Origin of the sequence: Flavobacterium sp. YO64 (assembly GCF_004119505.1) — a bacterium.
GTDB classification, from domain to species: Bacteria; Bacteroidota; Bacteroidia; order Flavobacteriales; family Flavobacteriaceae; genus Flavobacterium; species Flavobacterium oncorhynchi.
In genome coordinates this window covers 54,683-72,941 of sequence record NZ_NRQV01000006.1, presented here as the reverse complement: position 1 = coordinate 72,941, position 18,259 = coordinate 54,683, and the positions used below count along the sequence as shown (strand labels likewise).

Here is an 18,259-nt window from a genome sequence, read left to right as displayed (position 1 = left end):
CGAAAGTCTTTCAAATATTTTGTCAGTACAAACGTACAAATATAAATTTGAAAGAAACAGAAAAATGTAAGAATTTTATTCTTTTTTAATTCTACTAATTTTGTCATTTCGAGGAACGAGAAATCTTCGCGAGAAGCTCGACAAAGATTGGATTCTCATTGCGGAGTTACTTGCGAAGATTTCTCGTTCCTCGAAATGACAAACGATATGCTTAGATGTGTAAAATCAGTTTAGTTTACCGTTTCACCATTTGGAGCGTCAGCATCTGGATTTACAAAAACCAGTTTTCCTTCGGCATTTGTTGTCATCAAGATCATTCCTTGACTTTCAACTCCGCGTAAAGCTCTTGGAGCAAGGTTTGCTAAAACAGAAACACGTTTACCAACGATTTCTTCTGGAGAAAAACTCTCGGCAATTCCTGAAACAATTGTACGAACATCAATTCCGGTATCCACTTTAAGAACTAAAAGTTTGTTTGCTTTTGGCATTTTTTCAGCCTCAAGAATAGTTCCGATACGGATATCCATTTTTGCAAAATCTTCAAACTGAATTAAATCTTTTTGAGGTTCAGGTTGTTTGCTTTCAGCAAGATTAGCCGTTTTTGTTGCTTCCAATTTGTCTATTTGTTTTTGTATTTCTTCGTCTTCAATTTTTGCGAAAAGCAATTCAGCTTCGCCAATTTTATGTCCAGCCGGAATCAAATCTGAATTTTCAGTAATATCATTCCAACCTAATTTTTTATCAATAAAGATGTCTTTTGCATCACGATTTTTCTCTTTCAAGAATTTGCTGAATCCTTCAAAATGTTCTTTAAGATCACCTAAATTCAAGATTTTAGACAATTTTGCAGCTGTAAAAGGTAAAAACGGTTCAGCCAAAACGCTCAACGCCGCAGCAATTTGAAGTGCTACATACATTTGAGTTTTTACACGCTCTGGATTGTCTTTCATTACTTTCCAAGGCTCTTCGTCTGCCAAATATTTGTTTCCTAAACGAGCAACATTCATCAATTCGCCTAATGCTTCACGGAATCTGTAGCGCTCAACCGAACTTGAAATTACAGCTGGATACGCTTTTAATTCTGCTAAAACAGCTTCGTCAACTTCAGTAAATTCGTTTGGCGTTGGAATAACACCTTCATAATATTTGTTGGTTAAAACCACAACACGATTAATGAAGTTTCCGAAAATAGCAACCAATTCGTTGTTATTTCTAGCTTGGAAATCTTTCCAAGTAAAATCGTTATCTTTTGTTTCCGGCGCGTTTGATGTTAATGCATAACGCAAAACATCCTGCTTATCTGGAAACTCTTCTAAATATTCATGTAACCAAACTGCCCAGTTTTTTGAAGTCGAAAGTTTGTTTCCTTCCAGATTCAAAAACTCATTTGCCGGAACATTGTCTGGTAAAATGTAGCTTCCTTCAGCTTTTAGCATCGCTGGGAAAATGATACAGTGAAAAACGATATTGTCTTTTCCGATAAAGTGAACCAGTTTCGTTTCTTCATCTTTCCAATATGGTTCCCAATCTTTTCCTTCGCGAGCAGCCCATTCTTTTGTAAAAGAAATGTAACCAATCGGTGCATCAAACCAAACGTATAATTTTTTTCCTTCGGCACCTTCAACAGGAACGTCAATTCCCCAATCAAGGTCACGCGTTACCGCACGAGGTTCAAGTCCGCCGTCGATCCAAGATTTTACTTGACCGTAAACGTTAGGTTTCCAATCGTTTTTATGACCTTCTAAAATCCATTTAGTCAAGAAATCAGAATATCTGTCTAAAGGTAAAAACCAGTGTTTTGTTTCTTTTAAAATTGGAGTTTCACCTGTAATTGTCGATTTTGGGTTGATTAAATCAGTTGCATTCAAAGTCGATCCGCATTTTTCGCACTGATCGCCGTAAGCTTCTGGATTGTCGCATTTAGGACAAGTTCCAACTACGAAACGATCTGCTAAAAATTGATTTGCTTTTGCATCGTACAATTGCTCTGTAACTTCTTCAATAAAATCGCCTTTATCATACAAAGTTCTAAAGAATTCTGAAGCAGTATCATGATGAATTTTTGCCGATGTTCTGGAATAATTATCAAATGAAATTCCGAAATCTGCAAACGATTTACGGATGATTCCGTCGTATTTATCAATAACTTCTTGTGGCGTAACTCCTTCTTTTTTTGCTTTCATCGAAATTGCAACACCGTGTTCATCGCTTCCGCAAATAAACGCAACGTCTTTATTTTGCAAACGCAAGTATCTAGAATATATATCTGCAGGCACGTAAACCCCCGCCAAATGCCCAATATGGATTGGTCCATTAGTATAAGGTAACGCTGCTGTAATAGTATATCTCTTTGGATTTTGTATCATAACTCAATTTTATTGAGTGCAAAAATAAGCAATAGAATTGAGATTTTGTTATTACGCAGCCATTCGCTGAGTTTTTTAATCTCGTAAAGTCGCAGAGGCGCAAAGTTTTTTAACCGTTTTGTCAGGCTGAGCGAAGTCGAAGCCTGTGCTAGTTTCACACAATCTTGTCATTTCGACGTTAGGAGAAATCTTCGTAAGCAGCTCGACAAAGATTGGAGATTTTAGGTATGGTGTTTCTCGCGAAGATTTCTCCTAACGTCGAAATGACATAAAATGAAGTAAAACTTTGCGATTCTGCAACTTTGCGAGATTATTTCAGCGTAAATAAATATAAAATCTTTGAGAGACTTCGACTTCGCTCAGTCTAACAATATTTGTGGTAAATCTCCATTAAAATAGAACCAGTTTAAACTAGCCTTGCGACTAAAATCTTCAAGATTTATTTCGCAATCTTTGCCTTCCGAAAAAAAACTAAAAAACAAGTTTATGAGCAAGACAAAATTAATCATCAATAAAAATGGATCAATCAAAATCGAAGGTGATTTTGAAATCATGGATTCAGAAGGAGCTGTATACGGATTACAAGGAAGATCTGCACTTGGTCTTTGCCGTTGCGGATTATCGGCAAACAAACCATTTTGCGATGGCGGACACAGAAATAATTTCGAACACGAATCTGTTGCATTCGATTTACCTCCAATGAAAACAAATTAAGATTTTTTCTAATTTGAATATAAAAAAAAGCTGCATTTTCTAGATGCAGCTTTTTTGTTTATAGATAAAGTTCTCCTTTCATTGTTATTATGGATGAACCGCCAACCAAAATATCATTTTCGCGATTCATAACTTCAATAATTGAAGGCTGATTTAATTTTACGCCTTGCAGGATTTTATATTCGTGATTGAGTTTTGCTTGTTTCTTTTGAGTTAAAAATCCAATTAACGGGCCTGCGGCAGTTCCTGTTGCGGGATCTTCATAAATTCCGATTATTGGATTAAAAAATCTAGTTTCGGCAATATGTTCTTCATTTTGACCTTTTATGGTAAAGCAATAAAAACCTTCAGATTGATATTCTTTCGAAATTTCGATTAACAGTTTTGGGTCTGGAATACAATCGTTCAGGATTTGACTGTTTTTAATGGGAACCATAGTATGCGAAACTTCAGTTTTAACGATTGTGGGAACAAAATCGTTGCTGTCTAAATCTTCAATTTTTAAACCAAGTGCAACTGCTAATTTGTAGGTTGGTATTTCTTGTTTAATAACAGCCGATTTCTGATGCATTTGTACAACAGGATAAAAGCTTACGGGATCAAAACTTACGGTTAAAGGAATTGCTGCGTGTTTCATGATTACGAAACGAGCATTTTCGTCTTGTTCTTTAAATATGGGTATTCCTTTTAATAAAGCTCCGCAGACAGCTCCTAATAAATTATGTCCTGCACCGTCAATTTCGATTCCTGTTGGAGTAAATGAACGCACGTTTAATGCTTTTTGCGCTGGAGAATAATAAACAAATGAAGTTTCGGAATAGCCAAATTCTTTGGAGATGTTTTGATAGGTTTCTAGTTCTAAATTACCGTTTGTAAAAACTACCGAAAGCGGGTTTCCTTTGTAGCTTTCGTTTGAAAATACATCCAAAACATAATATTCTAATGCTTTTCTTCCTTCCATTCCTTTTTCTTTTTAGCTTACACTTTTTTAGACGGAATAAAGTTAGTGCTTAAAAAATACGAAAACAACAGCTTTTACAACATTCGTTTTTGTTCAGCACTTATGTTTATTGCTTTTTCCAATCTCGAAAGTCTGGTTTTTTCTTGTTTAGCGCTCATAATCCAGTGAATCATAACTTTTTTGTACGATGGGGCTTGATTGTCGAAAAAGTTCCAAGCCGGTTCATTGGCTTTAAATTGTTTTTCAAATTCAGGATTTAGAATTTCGGGTTCTTTTTCATAAGAGTAAATTCCAGATTTTGCGTCAGATCTTAATTCAAAAGCTTTTAATCCGGCTTCTCTCATAAGTCCTGCCTTGGTAAGTTCTTCGACTTTTTTGATGTTAATGGCGCTCCAATTGCTTGTTTTTTTTCTGGGTGTAAATCTGTTCGAATAACTTTCTTCGTCAATTGATTTTCGAACACTGTCAATCCAGCCAAAACAAAGCGCCTGATCTACAGATTCTGACCAGGTCATTGATGGTTTTTTGGTGCTCATTTTATAAAAACCTACTATAAGTTCAGTTTCTTTATCATGATTTTTTTCCAGCCATTCTCTAAATTTTTCTGGGGTTGGGAAGAAGATTGGTGTCATGTTTTATGCAGTTAAAAGATTTCTACAAATTAGCAATAGCTCTAATAATCCATAAAAGTACAATGAATAACAAAAAAGAGAATTGAACTTTATTAACTTTTTGGTTTCCAAATTTTTTGACTAAAAAACGATCTATTAATACAATTGCAAAAACGGGAATTAACCAAAACAAAATATAAATTCCCATTAATCCATCTGGGGCAGAACTTCCGTTTATCAGGATTACAGCGTAAATAATTCCAATAATAATAGAGAGAATTCCTGCCACATAGAATAAGGTTATATTTTTTGGTAAACTCATAGAATTGGCAGTTTCAAGATTTTTATAGGTACTATTTTAATTCCGTAATAAACTTACAAAAAAAATATGGTTCAAATAAATGCTGTTTTTATTAGAGATACTAATAAATAGTTTACAGGAAACTCCCAAAAAATTATTGTTGATTATATCATTATTTGGACGAAATTTGCAAAGCAAAACAGTAAGGATGTGAATCATGGCAAAAGGACCCGAAAAGAATACTAAAAACAAGGCTTTACATACCAAATTACTAAATCGTAAAAAGGCTAAACTTCAAGAAGAAAAAAGAGAGCGTGCTTTACGATTGAAAGCTTTAGTTGCGAAAATGAATGAAATGAAGAAGAATGACCAATCTGGCGCGGTTTAACTTGGTAGATTTCTTAGTCTTTAATTTAAAAATAATCTCAAAATAAAACAAAATGGAGGAATTCGGTAGAATTATAGTTTCTGAAACAGCAATGGAAAGTGAAAATCCACAGGATATTATCAACTCCAATATTTCGGTAATCAACCTGATGCGTGAAGAAAAAGTAGATGACGATTTGATTCATGAAGATGCTTTGTTGAGTTATTATTTAGATTATTATGCGTCGCAGTATGCAGCTGGTAATTTTTCGCAGTTTGTCTATAATTCTGGTTGGAATAAGGAATTAAACGAATTGATTGAAGAAGGTTTGACTTTGATTGGTGCCGAAAAACATTTAGAGTTATTTCAGGCACAAGCAAAAAGAGTGAAATTACTAAGCAGCGTAAAAATCGCTAAATTTCTTAAAGGGAAGTTTGAAGGTGTAAACCCAACAAGAGACTTGCTGAACAATAATACTTATTTTGAATTAGATGAAAACTTGGTAGAATTAAATGCCAATTTCCTAAAAAATCACCCTGATTTTGAAGTGCTTCCTGTAGATGAAATATTTGCAGTTTTGGAAGAGTTTGTTGGACACGAAATAAAAAGAGCGTAATTTTTTTAAGGTTCAAAGGTTCAAAGGTTTTGTGATTAGTTACTCTTTTTGAAACTGTTAGTTAAAAAGGAGTAAGGCCTCACTAAGAGTACTGCTTAGCCTGTTGGTTTGTAGTTGGCTAAAAAATAATCTAACACATAGAAACATAGATTTATATCTAAAAATGGATACAAAAAGAAACATGTTTCTTTCGCATAGCATAGCTATATGTATTTAAAAAAAAGTGAAACGCCTAATTTTCGATTGCAAAAGCAATGTTTCTATGTGTTGGAAGAACTATACCTAACAGAGAAAACTTAACAAATCTTTACGCAGTCCTGCTATTATTTTGTGAAATAACTTTATTAATTTCGCTTTGAGTGTTTTACAGATTTTAAAAAGACCCAAAATGAGAAATAAATACTGCCAAATTTTGCTTGTTCTTTTTGTGCAAACAGCAATTTCTCAAAACAAAATCAATCTTTTTTCTGAAATCAATTACAGTTCCATTCCTGCAGTTTCTTTAAATGATTATAAATCAGTTCAGGAAAGAGATCCCAGTTTTCAGAATCCTAATATTGCACTCGGCATAAGTATTTCTGGAGGCGGTTCAAGAGCACAGTTTTTCAGCATGGGAGTTCTTCTTGGACTTGAAGAAATTAGCGAAAACAATCTGCAGCGCAATTTCTTGAACGAAATCGACTATTATTCGACAGTTTCGGGCGGTTGTTTTTCGGCTGGATATTATTTAACCATTCTTAAGAATAAATTATTTCAAGACAACTGTTCTTTCAACGAGTTTTATTTTTCAAAGGCAGATGCTTACAAAGACTATGTCGATAAATCGGCCAATATATTGTCGCTTTTAAATAACAGTCGTAACGAAAAAGGAGATCGAGTATCAATGACACAGCGCATAGATGCCGATATTTTGCAATACGATGCTATAAATCCTGACAACAAAGATAAATTTGGAAAACAAATGCTGCTGTCTGATTTTTTTATTCCAAAAGAGAGTAATGTTGTGCCTTTGATGCCAATGTTTATTGCTAATGGAACTGCTTTTAATAATGGAGAACGAATTCCGTTTATGCCGCATATTATTAAAGGATTAAAACTTAATGCATCGCTTGCGCCAAATAGAGCTGCTTTGCCATTAAATGAAAGTGAAATTAATGACGGATATAATTTTCCTGTAACGTATGGTATTACGGCAAGTTCTGCCTTTCCAGGTGTTTTGCCAAAGGTTAAATTTGGTGTCAAAGATCAAAGTAAAATATTGTGTATTATAGACGGCGGCGCTTCGGATAATATGGGATATAAAACTTTGGCTGAGGTACTTCACAGCGATACTAAAGTAAATGATAAAAATAAAAAAGCCGTTTTTATTGATTGTCTCGGTCAGGGAAAAAAGGAACCTTATATAAACGACACGAAAATAGGGCTTCTTTCGTTGTTTGAAACGGCTTCTCTTTATACGGTTCAAACGCGATATATGACTTTTGATAAAGATGTAGAAAGTACTTTTGAAAGATATAAGATTCCTGTTAAGAATTATCAGATAATTGGTTTTACTACAATTCGTGATCACTTGTTGAAAATGGAGAAAGATCAAGATTACAATGATTTAGTGGCAGAATTGAAAGGAACAAACGACGATTCCGGCAGCTGGATTAAGTTGTTTGCTAATTTTAAAGAAGATTTAGTCACTAGATTTGGCGATAGCGCTTTTAAAAAAGATAAAGACGGCGAAATAATAGTAGCAACACTTGATAAAGATAAATTTCCAGAATTGACTGCAAGCGAAGTTTTACTGTTGTATGAATACGCTTCTCACGTTGAAACAAAATTACGAATTACCGCTCAGGAAAGAGATGTCTTACTTTTATCCGGACGTTTTGTGGTATTTTTGAAAACAAATGAATTAAGAGAATTGCTTGTAGAGTATAAGTAAATTAAGAACTCTCTTAAAAAAATGATTTTAATTAAAAAGGGTAAGCAGATTATTTTATATTTGGCAGCCCCTAATTATTAAAATCAAGAACAATGAGAATTAAAACCTACTTAATTCTCAGTGGCATTTTTCTATTTTTATCCTCTTGTGGAAAAAAAGAGAAAGAAATCATTGAGGAAAATGCTTCGTCGCTGGCTCTAAAAACAGAGACACCTAAACCAGTTGAAAAACTGATTTTCAAGAATAGTGAATATATAATTTCTTCTGACGAATTAGATTTAAGTCTGCTCAAAAAAGCATCCGAAAATTTAAAAATCGAATACAAAACTGTTAAAATAGAAGATGTCAGCTCGATTAAATACAGTGATGAAATAACTTTTTTCGCGATTTGTATTGTTAGAAAAGAGAATAAATCAAAAGATGAAAATAGAGGTAATTTTTACGAAAGAAAATATGTTTTCGTAAACAACAGCGACGGGAAAATTCTAGCTGAAGAATCTGATGCTGGTCTTGGTTATTATGAAAATGAAGGTTTAAGAGTTGGCAAAACCTATATTTTGAAAAATCTATTGAAACTGGATGAAAAGAATCAAGCAATTGCTTTTACCACAGCGGTGTATTCCAACAGCAGAGTTGTAGTGTATTCTGAGGAAAAGCTTACGATTATGACTTTCGACGGAAATAAAATGAAGAAATTGTTATACGAATATCCAATTCGGTCAGTAAATGGAGATTCAGACGGAAGCGGTACCTATCAAATCGAAACGCTCGAAACCGGCATTAGTATTTCTGATGCGCAGTCAAATGGATTTTATGATTTATTGGTTTCAAAAATATTTTCATACGAAGCCGCTGCAGAGGAAGACTTAGAAAATGATATTGAGAAAATGAATGATTTAAAAGTTAAAAAAGAATTTCAAAGGCTGCGATACAATGGCAAGATCTACACGTTTAAAAAAGACGATCAAAGCCGATTTTTATAATTTTGTACGCATATAGAAACTAAATAAATGCTAAAAAAAATACTTTTTGTTTTATTGATTTTACCTGTTTTCTTGTTGGCACAAGAAAAGGAAAGGCAAGTGTCTAGTAATGTGACGCGGTATTTTTATGACGATAAAGTAGTTTCTATCGAGATTTGGTATGGAGCCGATAAAAAGCCAGACAGTTCTAAAACCTATTATTCAAGCGGGAAACTAAATGAAGTTTTCTATTTTGACGAAGATGGCAAAAAGAACGGCGATTGTTTTCAGTTCAACAAACAAGGTGAAAAACTCGTAACGTGGAATTTTGTGCACCGAAAACTAACCAGCAGAGTAGATCATAAACTGCCTTTTAATAAAGACCGAGAAGAAACAGTCAAGAAAGCATTAAAAATGCTGACAGAAATTAATGCAAAAACTAATTTTAATCCAACAAGAATTAACGATCTCTATAATCGAGGAGTTTTAAGAATCAGCCTTGGTAATACAACATTGGCCATTGAGGATTTAAAAAAGGTTGAATATAGTATTGATAGAGATCCTAAAAACAAGAATTTGGTTTTATCAGATTCAGCGCAAAAGAAAGCTGCTGCTTTTCGCAGTAAGCTTTATGATCGTATGGCAAGCATTTATGGATCACTCGAAATGGAAAGTTTTGCCTTTCATTATTATTTTAAAGCAATCCAGAATGCACCCAATGATTATCGCATTTTATATAATTTTGCAACATTGTTGCAACAGCGAAAATCGTATGATTTGGCGCGTTATTATTTAGAGAAAATTATAGCAGCAAAACCCGATCATGCACACGCCAGATGGGGACTTGCCAGATTGTACAGCGATATTGGCGAGTACGAAAAAGCAATGGATAATATCATGTTTGCCTTTGTATCTGAAAGTGCTATTATCGAAAGAACAACAGCATATGGAGGACGAGATTTAAGAACAACAAGAGGTTTAATTTATCATAAACTTGGAGAATCGGACAAAGGAATTGCCGATTTAAAAATGGCGTTGGAGATGGATAAAAACAATTCCTACGCGATGAAAAATCTCGGAATCATTTATCTGGATCAAAAAAAATATAATGATGCCTGTAAGTTGTTTACAAAAGCAAAAGAACTTAATTATACTTTAACGTATGATGAATTTGATCTCGATATGCTTTTAGAAAATGCCTGCAATAATATGCCGTCAAAAGAAGAGGGAAAGAGCAAGCCTTTTATTTTTCCAAATCCTGCCGTGACGACAATTACAGTTGAGAATTTAGGTGCTAAAAACTATGATTTTGAGTTTTTTAACTTTGAGTCCGTGTCTGTTTTAAAAGGAAAAACAAGCGATGGAACGATAAATGTTTCGGGTTTGCTTTCGGGATTTTATATTTTAAAGATCACAGTTGACGGTTCAGTTCAAACTTTTAAAATGATAAAAGAATAAATTTTAAAATTTCTTTATAAACCTTCAGATAAACCACATGCATCTGTGGGAAATATCTCTTTCCTCAAAAACTTTGTCATAATCTTAGGAAACATTTGCTTAAATTTGCTTCCGTTATAAAAAATATACAATAGTTATAAAAAACAAGCTATGTTACAAATCGCATTTATTAGAGAAAATCAGGAGAAAGTAATCAAGGCTTTAGCAAAACGAAATATCGATGCTAAAAGCGTTGTTGAAGAGGTGGTGAAATTAGATGAAAACCGTCGTGCTGCGCAAGTTGAGCTAGACAATATTTTATCTGAATCTAATAAATTATCCAAAGACATAGGCGAATTAATGAAAGCGGGAGAGAAATCAAAAGCCGCAATTTTAAAAGAAAAAACCGTTTCATTAAAAGAAAAAAGCAAAGAACTTGGCGAAAAAGCAGAAGCTTTGGCTGTTGAGCTGACTAATAAATTATACACACTTCCAAATCTTCCAGCAGATATTGTTCCTGAAGGAAAAACTCCAGATGATAATTTGAATGTTTTTCAAGAAGGTGATATTCCAGTTTTGCATGAAGGTGCACAACCTCACTGGGAATTGGTTAAAAAATACGACATTATCGATTTTGAGTTGGGTGTAAAAATTACTGGAGCTGGTTTCCCTGTTTATAAAGGAAAAGGAGCTCGTTTGCAACGTGCTTTAATCAATTACTTTTTAGACAAAAATACTGCTGCAGGATATAACGAAGTTCAAGTGCCGCATTTGGTAAATGAAGCTTCAGGTTACGGAACTGGGCAATTGCCAGATAAAGAAGGGCAAATGTATCACGCTGGAGTTGATGATTTATATTTGATTCCAACAGCTGAGGTGCCGGTTACCAATTTATTCCGCGACGTTATTTTAAACGAAAGTGAATTGCCAGTTTTACACACCGCTTATACACCATGTTTCCGTCGTGAAGCAGGTTCATATGGAGCGCACGTACGCGGATTAAACCGTTTGCATCAATTTGATAAAGTTGAAATCGTTCGTGTAGAGCACCCAGATAATTCATACCAAGCGCTTGACGGAATGGTAGAGCATATAAAGAACATTTTGCAGGAACTAAAATTACCATACAGAATTTTACGTTTATGCGGAGGTGATATGGGTTTCACATCAGCTTTAACCTATGATTTTGAAGTGTTTTCTACGGCGCAGGATCGTTGGTTAGAAATTAGTTCAGTTTCTAACTTCGAAACTTTTCAAGCAAACCGCTTAAAACTGCGTTTTAAAGACAAAGATGGTAAAAACCAATTGGCACACACATTAAACGGAAGTTCATTGGCTTTGCCTAGAGTTTTAGCAGGAATTATAGAAAATTATCAAACACCAGAAGGAATCGTAATTCCAGAAGTTTTACGCCCTTACTGTGGTTTTGACATCATAAATTAAAAATTTCGTACATTTAGGGTTAAACCTAACAGGTTTTTTTAAACTTGTTAGGTTTTCTTAATTGTAACAGTCAGCATAATTAAAATTGAAGAGGATGAATGGAGTGTTAAATTGGAATGTAGATCCTGTTATTTATTGGATAACTGATAGTTTTCCTTTAAAGTATTACGGAGCGCTTTTTGCTTGCGGACTTTTATTAGGATATTATATCGTAAGGAATATTTACAAAAAGGAAAATCTTTCTGTCGAGAATCTTGACAGTCTGTTGGTTTATGTAATTGTTGGAACAATTTTGGGCGCAAGATTAGGGCATGTTTTTTTCTATGAGCCTGAATATTTTATGCAGCATCCAGTAGAAATTCTTTTGCCGATAAAAGAAACAGCAGGAGTTTATAAATTTGTTGGATATCAAGGTTTAGCGAGTCACGGCGGATCAATAGGAGTTCTTATTGCATTAGTTTTATACTGTCGAAAATATCATGTAAAGTTTTTGTGGCTTTTAGATAAAATGGCAGTTGGAGTTCCGGTAACAGGAGCATTTATCAGGTTTGGGAATTTTATGAATTCTGAAATCTACGGAAAAGCTACTAACGGAAATTGGGGCGTTGTTTTTCAAAGAGACGATATGATTCCGAGACATCCAACCCAACTGTATGAAGCATTTGCTTATTTAGTGATTTTTGGTATTTTGTTTAAAATGTATAAATCAGAAAGAATTAGAAATGCCAACGGATTGATTTTTGGAACCTTTTTGACATTATTGTTTTTAGCTAGATTTATAATTGAATTTTTTAAGGAAAATCAAGAAAGTTTCGAGAATAATATGCTTTTTAATATGGGACAATTATTGAGTATTCCTTTTATAATTATAGGCATAGTTTTGATTGTTTTAAAGTCAAGACAAAAAAATGATTACGCAGGAATTTGATAATTACTGTGTTCAGATTCTGAAACAGGTAAGTAAAAGCCGCAACTTAATAAGCTGAATATGAAAAACATCTTTATCTATATCGTTTTGTTGTGGTCTGGTTTTGTATTCGCGCAAAACGAGCAACTGGCAAATAATTATTACGAGAAAGGCGATTTTGAAAAAGCTAAACTGATTTATGAGGAGCTTTTAAAAGGTTCTCCCTCTAATACGCAGTATTTTTTAAGAACGGTAGATTGTTACCAACAGCTGCAAATGTATGATGTTGCCGAAAAAACGATTCAGGATCGCTATAACAAATACAAGCAAGGTGTTTTTTTAGTTGAATTAGGATATAATTTTCAGTTACAAAAAAATGATTCTAAGGCTAAATCGTACTACGAGCAGGCAATCGATAAAATCAAAACAAGCCCTAATGATGTTTACGGAATTGGTAATTCTTTTGAGAAAAAAGTTTTGCTTGAATATGCGGTGAAAGCTTATCAAATGGGAATGCAGGTACAGCCCAATTATAATTTTAACTTCCAAATCGGGATGTTATACGGTCAGCTTGGGAAAACAGATCTAATGATTGATATGCTGCTGACAGAATCGTATCAGAATCCGCAAAATTCCAATTTGATACAAACGCAGCTTTCCCGTTTTATGAATGGCGAAACAGATAATACTGCATTTAAAGATGCTATGCGAAAAGCCTTGATTTTAAAAACGCAAAAAGATCAAGATGTTTTTTGGAATCATTATCTAAGCTGGTTTTATGTACAGCAGAAAGAATTTGGAAAAGCATTTATTCAAGAGAAAGCAATTTACAAACGCGAACCAGAATCATTGATAAGCATTGTAAATCTGAGCCAGTTTGCCATAAATGAAGATGATACGGATACGGCAGAAGAAATTTTAAATTTTATTCTTCAAAACACCAAAGATTTAGATTTATTGGTAGAGAGCAACGCCCGTTTAATGCAGATTAAAATAAATAAAGCACAGGAAAAAGAGTATCCTGCAATTACAAATGAGTTACAGCAATTGCTCACAACTTACGAAATAACTCCTTTTACCTTATCTTTGCAATTAATTCAAGCGCATTTTTTAGCTTTTAATCTAAAAAAGACAGAAGAAGCCAAGGCGATTGTAAAAAAAGCGCTGGAATTAAATTTGAATGCATATCAGCAGGCAGATGCCAAGATGGAACTTGCAGATATTTTGTTATTAGAGGAAAAATTCAATCAGGCATTAATTTATTATTCGCAGATTCAATTAGATCTAAAGAATGATGTTATGGTGTATGAAGCAAGTTTAAAAGCCGCTAAAACAAGTTATTTTAAAACTGATTTTGAGTGGGCTTTAACACAGTTTAAAGCATTAAAATCGGCAAATACACAATTGATTGCCAATGATGCTCTAGAGTATTTTTTGTTAATAAACGATAATAAAGCTGCCGATTCGACACAAACAGCTTTGAAACAGTTTGCAAAAGGTGATTTTTTAATTTATCAGAATAAAAAACAAGAAGCAATTGCACAGTTTCAAAGCATATTAAAGGCTTATAAAGGACAGGAAATTGAAGCTGTTACAATGTTGCGTTTAGGTAAAATTTACGAGAGTTTGAAGGATTACAATTCGGCTTTAAGCCAATACCAGCAAATTATCGATCACCATAGTGACGGAATTTATGTTGATGAAGCGCTGTTTTTTTCGGCAGAAATTTACAACGACGAATTGCATGATACAGAAAAGGCAAAGCCTTTATATGAAAAGGTAATTTTTAATCATCAGGATAGTATTTACTTTGTTGATGCCAGAAAAAAATACCGAGAGTTAAGAGGGGATAAGAATTTGTAAAATTAAATTCCAAAGAACAAATTCCAAATTCCAAAAAAAAGAATTAATAAAACGATGATTCAATAAGGGATTAAGAGCTTATAAAGAAAAAAAAATCAGCATCTTAAATACCTCAGAATCTCAGAATCTTTAGAAAAAATGATTATTTACAACGTTACAACCAATATACACGAAAGCGTTCACGACCAATGGTTAAAATGGATGCAGGAAAAACACATACCAGAAGTTTTAGCAACTCAAAAATTCTCATCGGCAAGAATTGTGAGAGTTTTAGTTGAAGAGGAAATGGGAGGTATTACATATTCCGTTCAATATATAACAGACAGCAAGGCTACTTTAGAAAAGTATTACCTTGAAGACGCGCCTAAATTAAGACAAGAAGCATTAGAATTATTTGCTGATAAAATGCTCTCTTTTAGAACAGAATTGGAGCTTATTTCAGAGCACTAGTTTGAGTTTTTAATCTCGGTTTTGCGCTTTTAGTTATAAAATCGGAACAAAAACTAAATAAAACTTTGTGTCTTTGAGTCTTAGTCGTAAAAAAGTTTGAGCCTTTGCAGCAAAAAGAATACTTTTGCGCCCTCGCGGCAAAACAAGATAGAAAATGGAAAAAGTAAAAGCCAAAAAACACTTAGGACAACATTTCCTTAAAGACGAAAGTATTGCAAAAGCAATTGCCGATACTTTGAGCTTAAAGGGATATGAAGAGGTTTTAGAAATAGGACCTGGGATGGGTGTGCTTACTAAGTATTTGCTCGAGAAACCAATTAATACTCACGTGATCGAAATTGACACCGAATCTGTGGCGTATTTAGGGGAGAACTATCCAAAATTAAAAGATCAGATTATCTCGAAAGATTTTCTGAAATACAATATACATGAAGTATACGGAGATAAACAATTTGCAATAATTGGAAATTTCCCTTATAATATCTCTACTCAAATTGTTTTTAGAACATTAGAGTTTAGAGACCAGATTCCTGAGTTTTCGGGAATGTTTCAAAAAGAAGTTGCAGAACGAATCTGCGAGAAAAAAGGCTCCAAAGCCTATGGAATCTTATCTGTTTTAGCACAGGCTTTCTATGATACTGAGTATCTGTTTACGGTAGATGAAAATGTTTTTATTCCTCCGCCCAAGGTCAAGTCGGGTGTGATGAAAATGACCCGAAAGGAAGATTATAGTCTTCCTTGTGGTGAAAAGTTATTTTTTACAGTAGTAAAAACGGCTTTTCAGCAAAGACGAAAAACATTACGTAACAGTTTGAAAACATTAAATTTATCTGATAATCTGCGAGAAGACACTATCTTTGATAAACGTCCGGAACAGCTTAGTGTCGAGGAATTTATTGTTTTGACTCAAAAAATAGAAGCCGATGGAGTTTAAAATCAGTAAAGAGCTCATTAAGGAAATAGAACAGCTTATTCAAGCTAAGAACAATAAAGAGCTAGAGATTTTATTGAATGACATGCACCATGCTGATTTCGCCGAAATACTTGACGAAATTGACATTGCAGATGCTACTTATATTTTTAAGGTTTTAGACAGCGAGAAAACAGCCGAAATTCTTTTGGAATTAGAGGATGATTTGCGTGAGAAAATCTTAAATAGACTTTCGCCAAAGGAAATTGCTGAAGAGCTTGATGAGCTTGAAACGAATGATGCGGCAGATATTATTGGTGAACTTTCGAAAGATAGAAAAGCGGAAGTAATCTCGGAACTTCAGGATGTTGAGCACGCAAAAAGCATTGTAGACTTACTTCGTTACGATGAAGATACTGCGGGAGGTATCATGCATAAAGAGTTAGTGAAAGTGAATGAAAACTGGAACGTTCTTACTTGTGTGAAAGAAATGCGTATTCAAGCCGAAAATGTTTCAAGAGTACATTCTATTTATGTGGTCGACGATGAAAATCGTCTTAAAGGCAGATTATCTCTTAAAGATTTGCTGACTACTTCTACTAAAACACAAATTTCAGATATTTACATTAGAAAATTGTATTCTGTAAATGTTGAAACACCAGATGTTGAGGTTGCTCGAATAATGGATAAATACGACCTTGAAGCAATACCTGTAGTAGATGAATTAGGACGTTTAGTGGGACGCATTACAATTGATGATATTATCGATGTAATCAAAGATGAAATCGAAAAAAGAGATACCGAAGATATTCAAAAGTTTGGAGGTCTTGAAGCGTTAGAACTTCCTTACGTTCAAACCCGACTTGGTGAAATGGTAAAAAAGAGAGCAACATGGTTAGTTGTTCTGTTTATTGGTGAAATGTTTACCGCTTCGGCAATGGGATTTTTTGAAGGAGAAATCGAAAAAGCCGTTGTTCTAGCTTTATTTGTACCGCTTATTATTTCGAGTGGAGGAAATTCTGGTTCACAAGCCGCAACTTTGATTATTCGTGCTATGGCCTTAAAGGAACTTACTTTAAAGGATTGGTGGTATGTAATGAAAAAGGAAATTGCTTCAGGATTTTTGCTTGGTGCGATTTTAGGTATTGTTGGTTTTATTAGAATTTTAGTTTGGCAGCAAAGCGGATTGTATGAATATGGTGAGCATTGGTTGGCGATAGGAATGACAGTTTCACTTTCATTAGTATTTATTGTTTTGTGGGGAACACTTTCAGGATCAATGATACCCTTTTTATTGAAAAAACTTAAACTGGATCCCGCAACTTCATCAGCGCCTTTTGTTGCTACTTTGGTTGATGTAACCGGATTAGTGATTTACTTTACAATTGCGTCCTTACTCTTAAAAGGGAAGTTGTTATAAAATAAAATAGGTTTGTTTACTGCATTGAATTAGGGTTTTTCAACCGCTAAAGGATTCTCGGCTTTTAGATTTTTGCCACAAATTGATAGCTTACAGTGATTTAAAATGGGTAAAATCTACGTAATTTACATGCCGAAAAATGGGCTGTTAATCAGCCAACAATAAATTAAAACCAAGCAGGATGAAAGTACATATTATAGGGGGAGGAAACCTAGGCGTTTCTATTGCCTTAGGAATTGCAAAATTTTCAAAAAACAATCAAGTTACAGTAACAAGAAGAAACACTGCAAGTATTCAATATTTATCTGAATACGGAATTACTGTTTCTAATGATAATAAACATAATATTCAGGAAGCTGATGTGGTGATTTTAACCATAAAACCGTATCAAGTGGATATCGTTTTAGCTGAAATTCTGCCAGTTATTCAAAATAAAACAATTGCTTCGGCAGTAAGCGGATTGTCTTTGGATGTTCTTCAATCCAAAACAAATAACCAATATCCAGTTGTGCGTATTATGCCAAACATTGCGGCACAGTTTGGAGAATCGGCAACCTGTATTTCTTTTCCAGAAAAAGACCGCGAAAAAGCACTGCCAATTGTCGACCTATTTCAAGATTTAGGAACAGCTCCGGTAATTGATGAAAAATTAATGGATGCAGCGACTGTTTTAGGCGCTTGTGGTACTGCGTATGCTTTACGTTACATTCGTGCTTCTATGCAGGCAGGAATTGAAATTGGATTCGATTCAAACACAGCTTTGGCAATTGCTGCACAAACCGTAAAAGGAGCGGCAAAAATGTTGTTAGAAGAAAAAGTACATCCGGAACAATTAATCGACCGTGTAACAACACCTCAAGGCTGTACAATTGTTGGTTTAAATGAAATGGAACACAATGGTTTCAGTTCATCATTGATAAAAGGAATTAAGACTTCTTTGAAACAAATTAAGGGCTGAGAATAAATAAAAGCAATATTTAAAAATCCTAATTCCAAAC

Annotated in this window: 17 protein-coding genes; 13 read left to right on the top strand and 4 right to left on the bottom strand. The window is 34.1% G+C overall.

The genetic code is table 11. From position 1 onward, the window contains the following. Positions 1 to 230: 230 nt before the first annotated feature. Positions 231 to 2,366, bottom strand: coding sequence for a methionine--tRNA ligase (gene metG, locus BOW57_RS06035; protein ID WP_129053380.1), 2,136 nt, complete (start codon positions 2,364 to 2,366; stop codon positions 231 to 233). 486 nt (positions 2,367 to 2,852) lie between these two features. Here metG and BOW57_RS06030 point away from each other — a divergent pair, with 486 nt between their 5' ends. Then, positions 2,853 to 3,080 carry a CDGSH iron-sulfur domain-containing protein gene (locus tag BOW57_RS06030; protein ID WP_089053402.1) on the top strand — a complete coding sequence of 76 codons (228 nt, stop codon included), beginning with the start codon at positions 2,853 to 2,855 and terminating at the stop codon, positions 3,078 to 3,080. A 58-nt stretch (positions 3,081 to 3,138) separates the two neighbouring features. On the opposite strand, the gene BOW57_RS06025 is transcribed toward BOW57_RS06030, so the two are convergent. The 3 genes from BOW57_RS06025 to BOW57_RS06015 form a co-directional block, all read right to left on the bottom strand. Further along, positions 3,139 to 4,041 (bottom strand): PhzF family phenazine biosynthesis protein, encoded by a 903-nt coding sequence (locus BOW57_RS06025; RefSeq protein WP_129053379.1) that lies wholly within the window; start codon positions 4,039 to 4,041, stop codon positions 3,139 to 3,141. A gap of 74 nt (positions 4,042 to 4,115) precedes the next feature. Beyond that, on the bottom strand, positions 4,116 to 4,673 hold the full coding sequence (locus tag BOW57_RS06020) for a YdeI family protein (RefSeq protein WP_129053378.1): 558 nt from the start codon (positions 4,671 to 4,673) through the stop codon (positions 4,116 to 4,118). Between the two features lie 22 nt (positions 4,674 to 4,695). After that, entirely contained in the window at positions 4,696 to 4,974 is a 279-nt protein-coding gene (locus BOW57_RS06015; RefSeq protein WP_129053377.1) for a hypothetical protein, read from the bottom strand. A 196-nt stretch (positions 4,975 to 5,170) separates the two neighbouring features. Between BOW57_RS06015 and BOW57_RS20585 the strand changes: the two genes are divergently transcribed. From BOW57_RS20585 to proC, 12 genes are all read left to right on the top strand, one after another. Then, complete coding sequence (locus tag BOW57_RS20585; RefSeq protein WP_164973672.1) at positions 5,171 to 5,341, top strand: hypothetical protein; 171 nt, start codon at positions 5,171 to 5,173, stop codon at positions 5,339 to 5,341. Positions 5,342 to 5,393: 52 nt separating this feature from the next. Then, positions 5,394 to 5,936 (top strand): hypothetical protein, encoded by a 543-nt coding sequence (locus BOW57_RS06010; protein ID WP_089053396.1) that lies wholly within the window; start codon positions 5,394 to 5,396, stop codon positions 5,934 to 5,936. A 388-nt stretch (positions 5,937 to 6,324) separates the two neighbouring features. Further along, on the top strand, positions 6,325 to 7,869 hold the full coding sequence (locus tag BOW57_RS06005) for a patatin-like phospholipase family protein (protein WP_129053376.1): 1,545 nt from the start codon (positions 6,325 to 6,327) through the stop codon (positions 7,867 to 7,869). A 92-nt stretch (positions 7,870 to 7,961) separates the two neighbouring features. Then, on the top strand, positions 7,962 to 8,852 hold the full coding sequence (locus tag BOW57_RS06000) for a hypothetical protein (RefSeq protein ID WP_129053375.1): 891 nt from the start codon (positions 7,962 to 7,964) through the stop codon (positions 8,850 to 8,852). A 27-nt stretch (positions 8,853 to 8,879) separates the two neighbouring features. Then, a complete protein-coding gene (locus BOW57_RS05995; RefSeq protein ID WP_129053374.1) occupies positions 8,880 to 10,289 on the top strand; it encodes a T9SS type A sorting domain-containing protein in 1,410 nt (469 codons plus the stop codon). 150 nt (positions 10,290 to 10,439) lie between these two features. Further along, the gene (gene serS / locus BOW57_RS05990) at positions 10,440 to 11,711 is read left to right on the top strand and encodes a serine--tRNA ligase (RefSeq protein ID WP_129053373.1); all 1,272 of its coding nucleotides are present in this window, start codon (positions 10,440 to 10,442) and stop codon (positions 11,709 to 11,711) included. A 94-nt stretch (positions 11,712 to 11,805) separates the two neighbouring features. Further along, positions 11,806 to 12,639: a prolipoprotein diacylglyceryl transferase gene (lgt, locus tag BOW57_RS05985; protein ID WP_129053372.1), complete on the top strand. Its 834-nt coding sequence runs from the start codon at positions 11,806 to 11,808 to the stop codon at positions 12,637 to 12,639. 60 nt (positions 12,640 to 12,699) lie between these two features. Next, entirely contained in the window at positions 12,700 to 14,481 is a 1,782-nt protein-coding gene (locus BOW57_RS05980; protein ID WP_129053371.1) for a tetratricopeptide repeat protein, read from the top strand. Positions 14,482 to 14,619: 138 nt separating this feature from the next. After that, entirely contained in the window at positions 14,620 to 14,931 is a 312-nt protein-coding gene (locus BOW57_RS05975) for a DUF4286 family protein (protein WP_089053389.1), read from the top strand. A 154-nt stretch (positions 14,932 to 15,085) separates the two neighbouring features. Further along, a complete protein-coding gene (rsmA, locus tag BOW57_RS05970; RefSeq protein WP_089053388.1) occupies positions 15,086 to 15,865 on the top strand; it encodes a 16S rRNA (adenine(1518)-N(6)/adenine(1519)-N(6))-dimethyltransferase RsmA in 780 nt (259 codons plus the stop codon). Continuing rightward, positions 15,855 to 17,261, top strand: coding sequence for a magnesium transporter (mgtE, locus tag BOW57_RS05965; protein ID WP_129053370.1), 1,407 nt, complete (start codon positions 15,855 to 15,857; stop codon positions 17,259 to 17,261). The genes rsmA and mgtE overlap by 11 nt, the downstream gene beginning before the upstream one ends. Positions 17,262 to 17,442: 181 nt before the next feature. Continuing rightward, positions 17,443 to 18,219, top strand: coding sequence for a pyrroline-5-carboxylate reductase (gene proC / locus BOW57_RS05960; protein WP_129053369.1), 777 nt, complete (start codon positions 17,443 to 17,445; stop codon positions 18,217 to 18,219). Positions 18,220 to 18,259: the final 40 nt, after the last annotated feature.

Excerpts from the sequence above, each read along its gene's own strand:
- metG (WP_129053380.1), bottom strand. The coding sequence starts at position 2,366 with ATGATACAAAATCCAAAGAGATATACTATTACAGCAGCGTTACCTTAT.
- BOW57_RS06030 (WP_089053402.1), top strand. The coding sequence starts at position 2,853 with ATGAGCAAGACAAAATTAATCATCAATAAAAATGGATCAATCAAAATC.
- BOW57_RS06025 (WP_129053379.1), bottom strand. The coding sequence starts at position 4,041 with ATGGAAGGAAGAAAAGCATTAGAATATTATGTTTTGGATGTATTTTCA.
- BOW57_RS06020 (WP_129053378.1), bottom strand. The coding sequence starts at position 4,673 with ATGACACCAATCTTCTTCCCAACCCCAGAAAAATTTAGAGAATGGCTG.
- BOW57_RS06015 (WP_129053377.1), bottom strand. The coding sequence starts at position 4,974 with ATGAGTTTACCAAAAAATATAACCTTATTCTATGTGGCAGGAATTCTC.
- BOW57_RS20585 (WP_164973672.1), top strand. The coding sequence starts at position 5,171 with ATGGCAAAAGGACCCGAAAAGAATACTAAAAACAAGGCTTTACATACC.
- BOW57_RS06010 (WP_089053396.1), top strand. The coding sequence starts at position 5,394 with ATGGAGGAATTCGGTAGAATTATAGTTTCTGAAACAGCAATGGAAAGT.
- BOW57_RS06005 (WP_129053376.1), top strand. The coding sequence starts at position 6,325 with ATGAGAAATAAATACTGCCAAATTTTGCTTGTTCTTTTTGTGCAAACA.
- BOW57_RS06000 (WP_129053375.1), top strand. The coding sequence starts at position 7,962 with ATGAGAATTAAAACCTACTTAATTCTCAGTGGCATTTTTCTATTTTTA.
- BOW57_RS05995 (WP_129053374.1), top strand. The coding sequence starts at position 8,880 with ATGCTAAAAAAAATACTTTTTGTTTTATTGATTTTACCTGTTTTCTTG.
- serS (WP_129053373.1), top strand. The coding sequence starts at position 10,440 with ATGTTACAAATCGCATTTATTAGAGAAAATCAGGAGAAAGTAATCAAG.
- lgt (WP_129053372.1), top strand. The coding sequence starts at position 11,806 with ATGAATGGAGTGTTAAATTGGAATGTAGATCCTGTTATTTATTGGATA.
- BOW57_RS05980 (WP_129053371.1), top strand. The coding sequence starts at position 12,700 with ATGAAAAACATCTTTATCTATATCGTTTTGTTGTGGTCTGGTTTTGTA.
- BOW57_RS05975 (WP_089053389.1), top strand. The coding sequence starts at position 14,620 with ATGATTATTTACAACGTTACAACCAATATACACGAAAGCGTTCACGAC.
- rsmA (WP_089053388.1), top strand. The coding sequence starts at position 15,086 with ATGGAAAAAGTAAAAGCCAAAAAACACTTAGGACAACATTTCCTTAAA.
- mgtE (WP_129053370.1), top strand. The coding sequence starts at position 15,855 with ATGGAGTTTAAAATCAGTAAAGAGCTCATTAAGGAAATAGAACAGCTT.
- proC (WP_129053369.1), top strand. The coding sequence starts at position 17,443 with ATGAAAGTACATATTATAGGGGGAGGAAACCTAGGCGTTTCTATTGCC.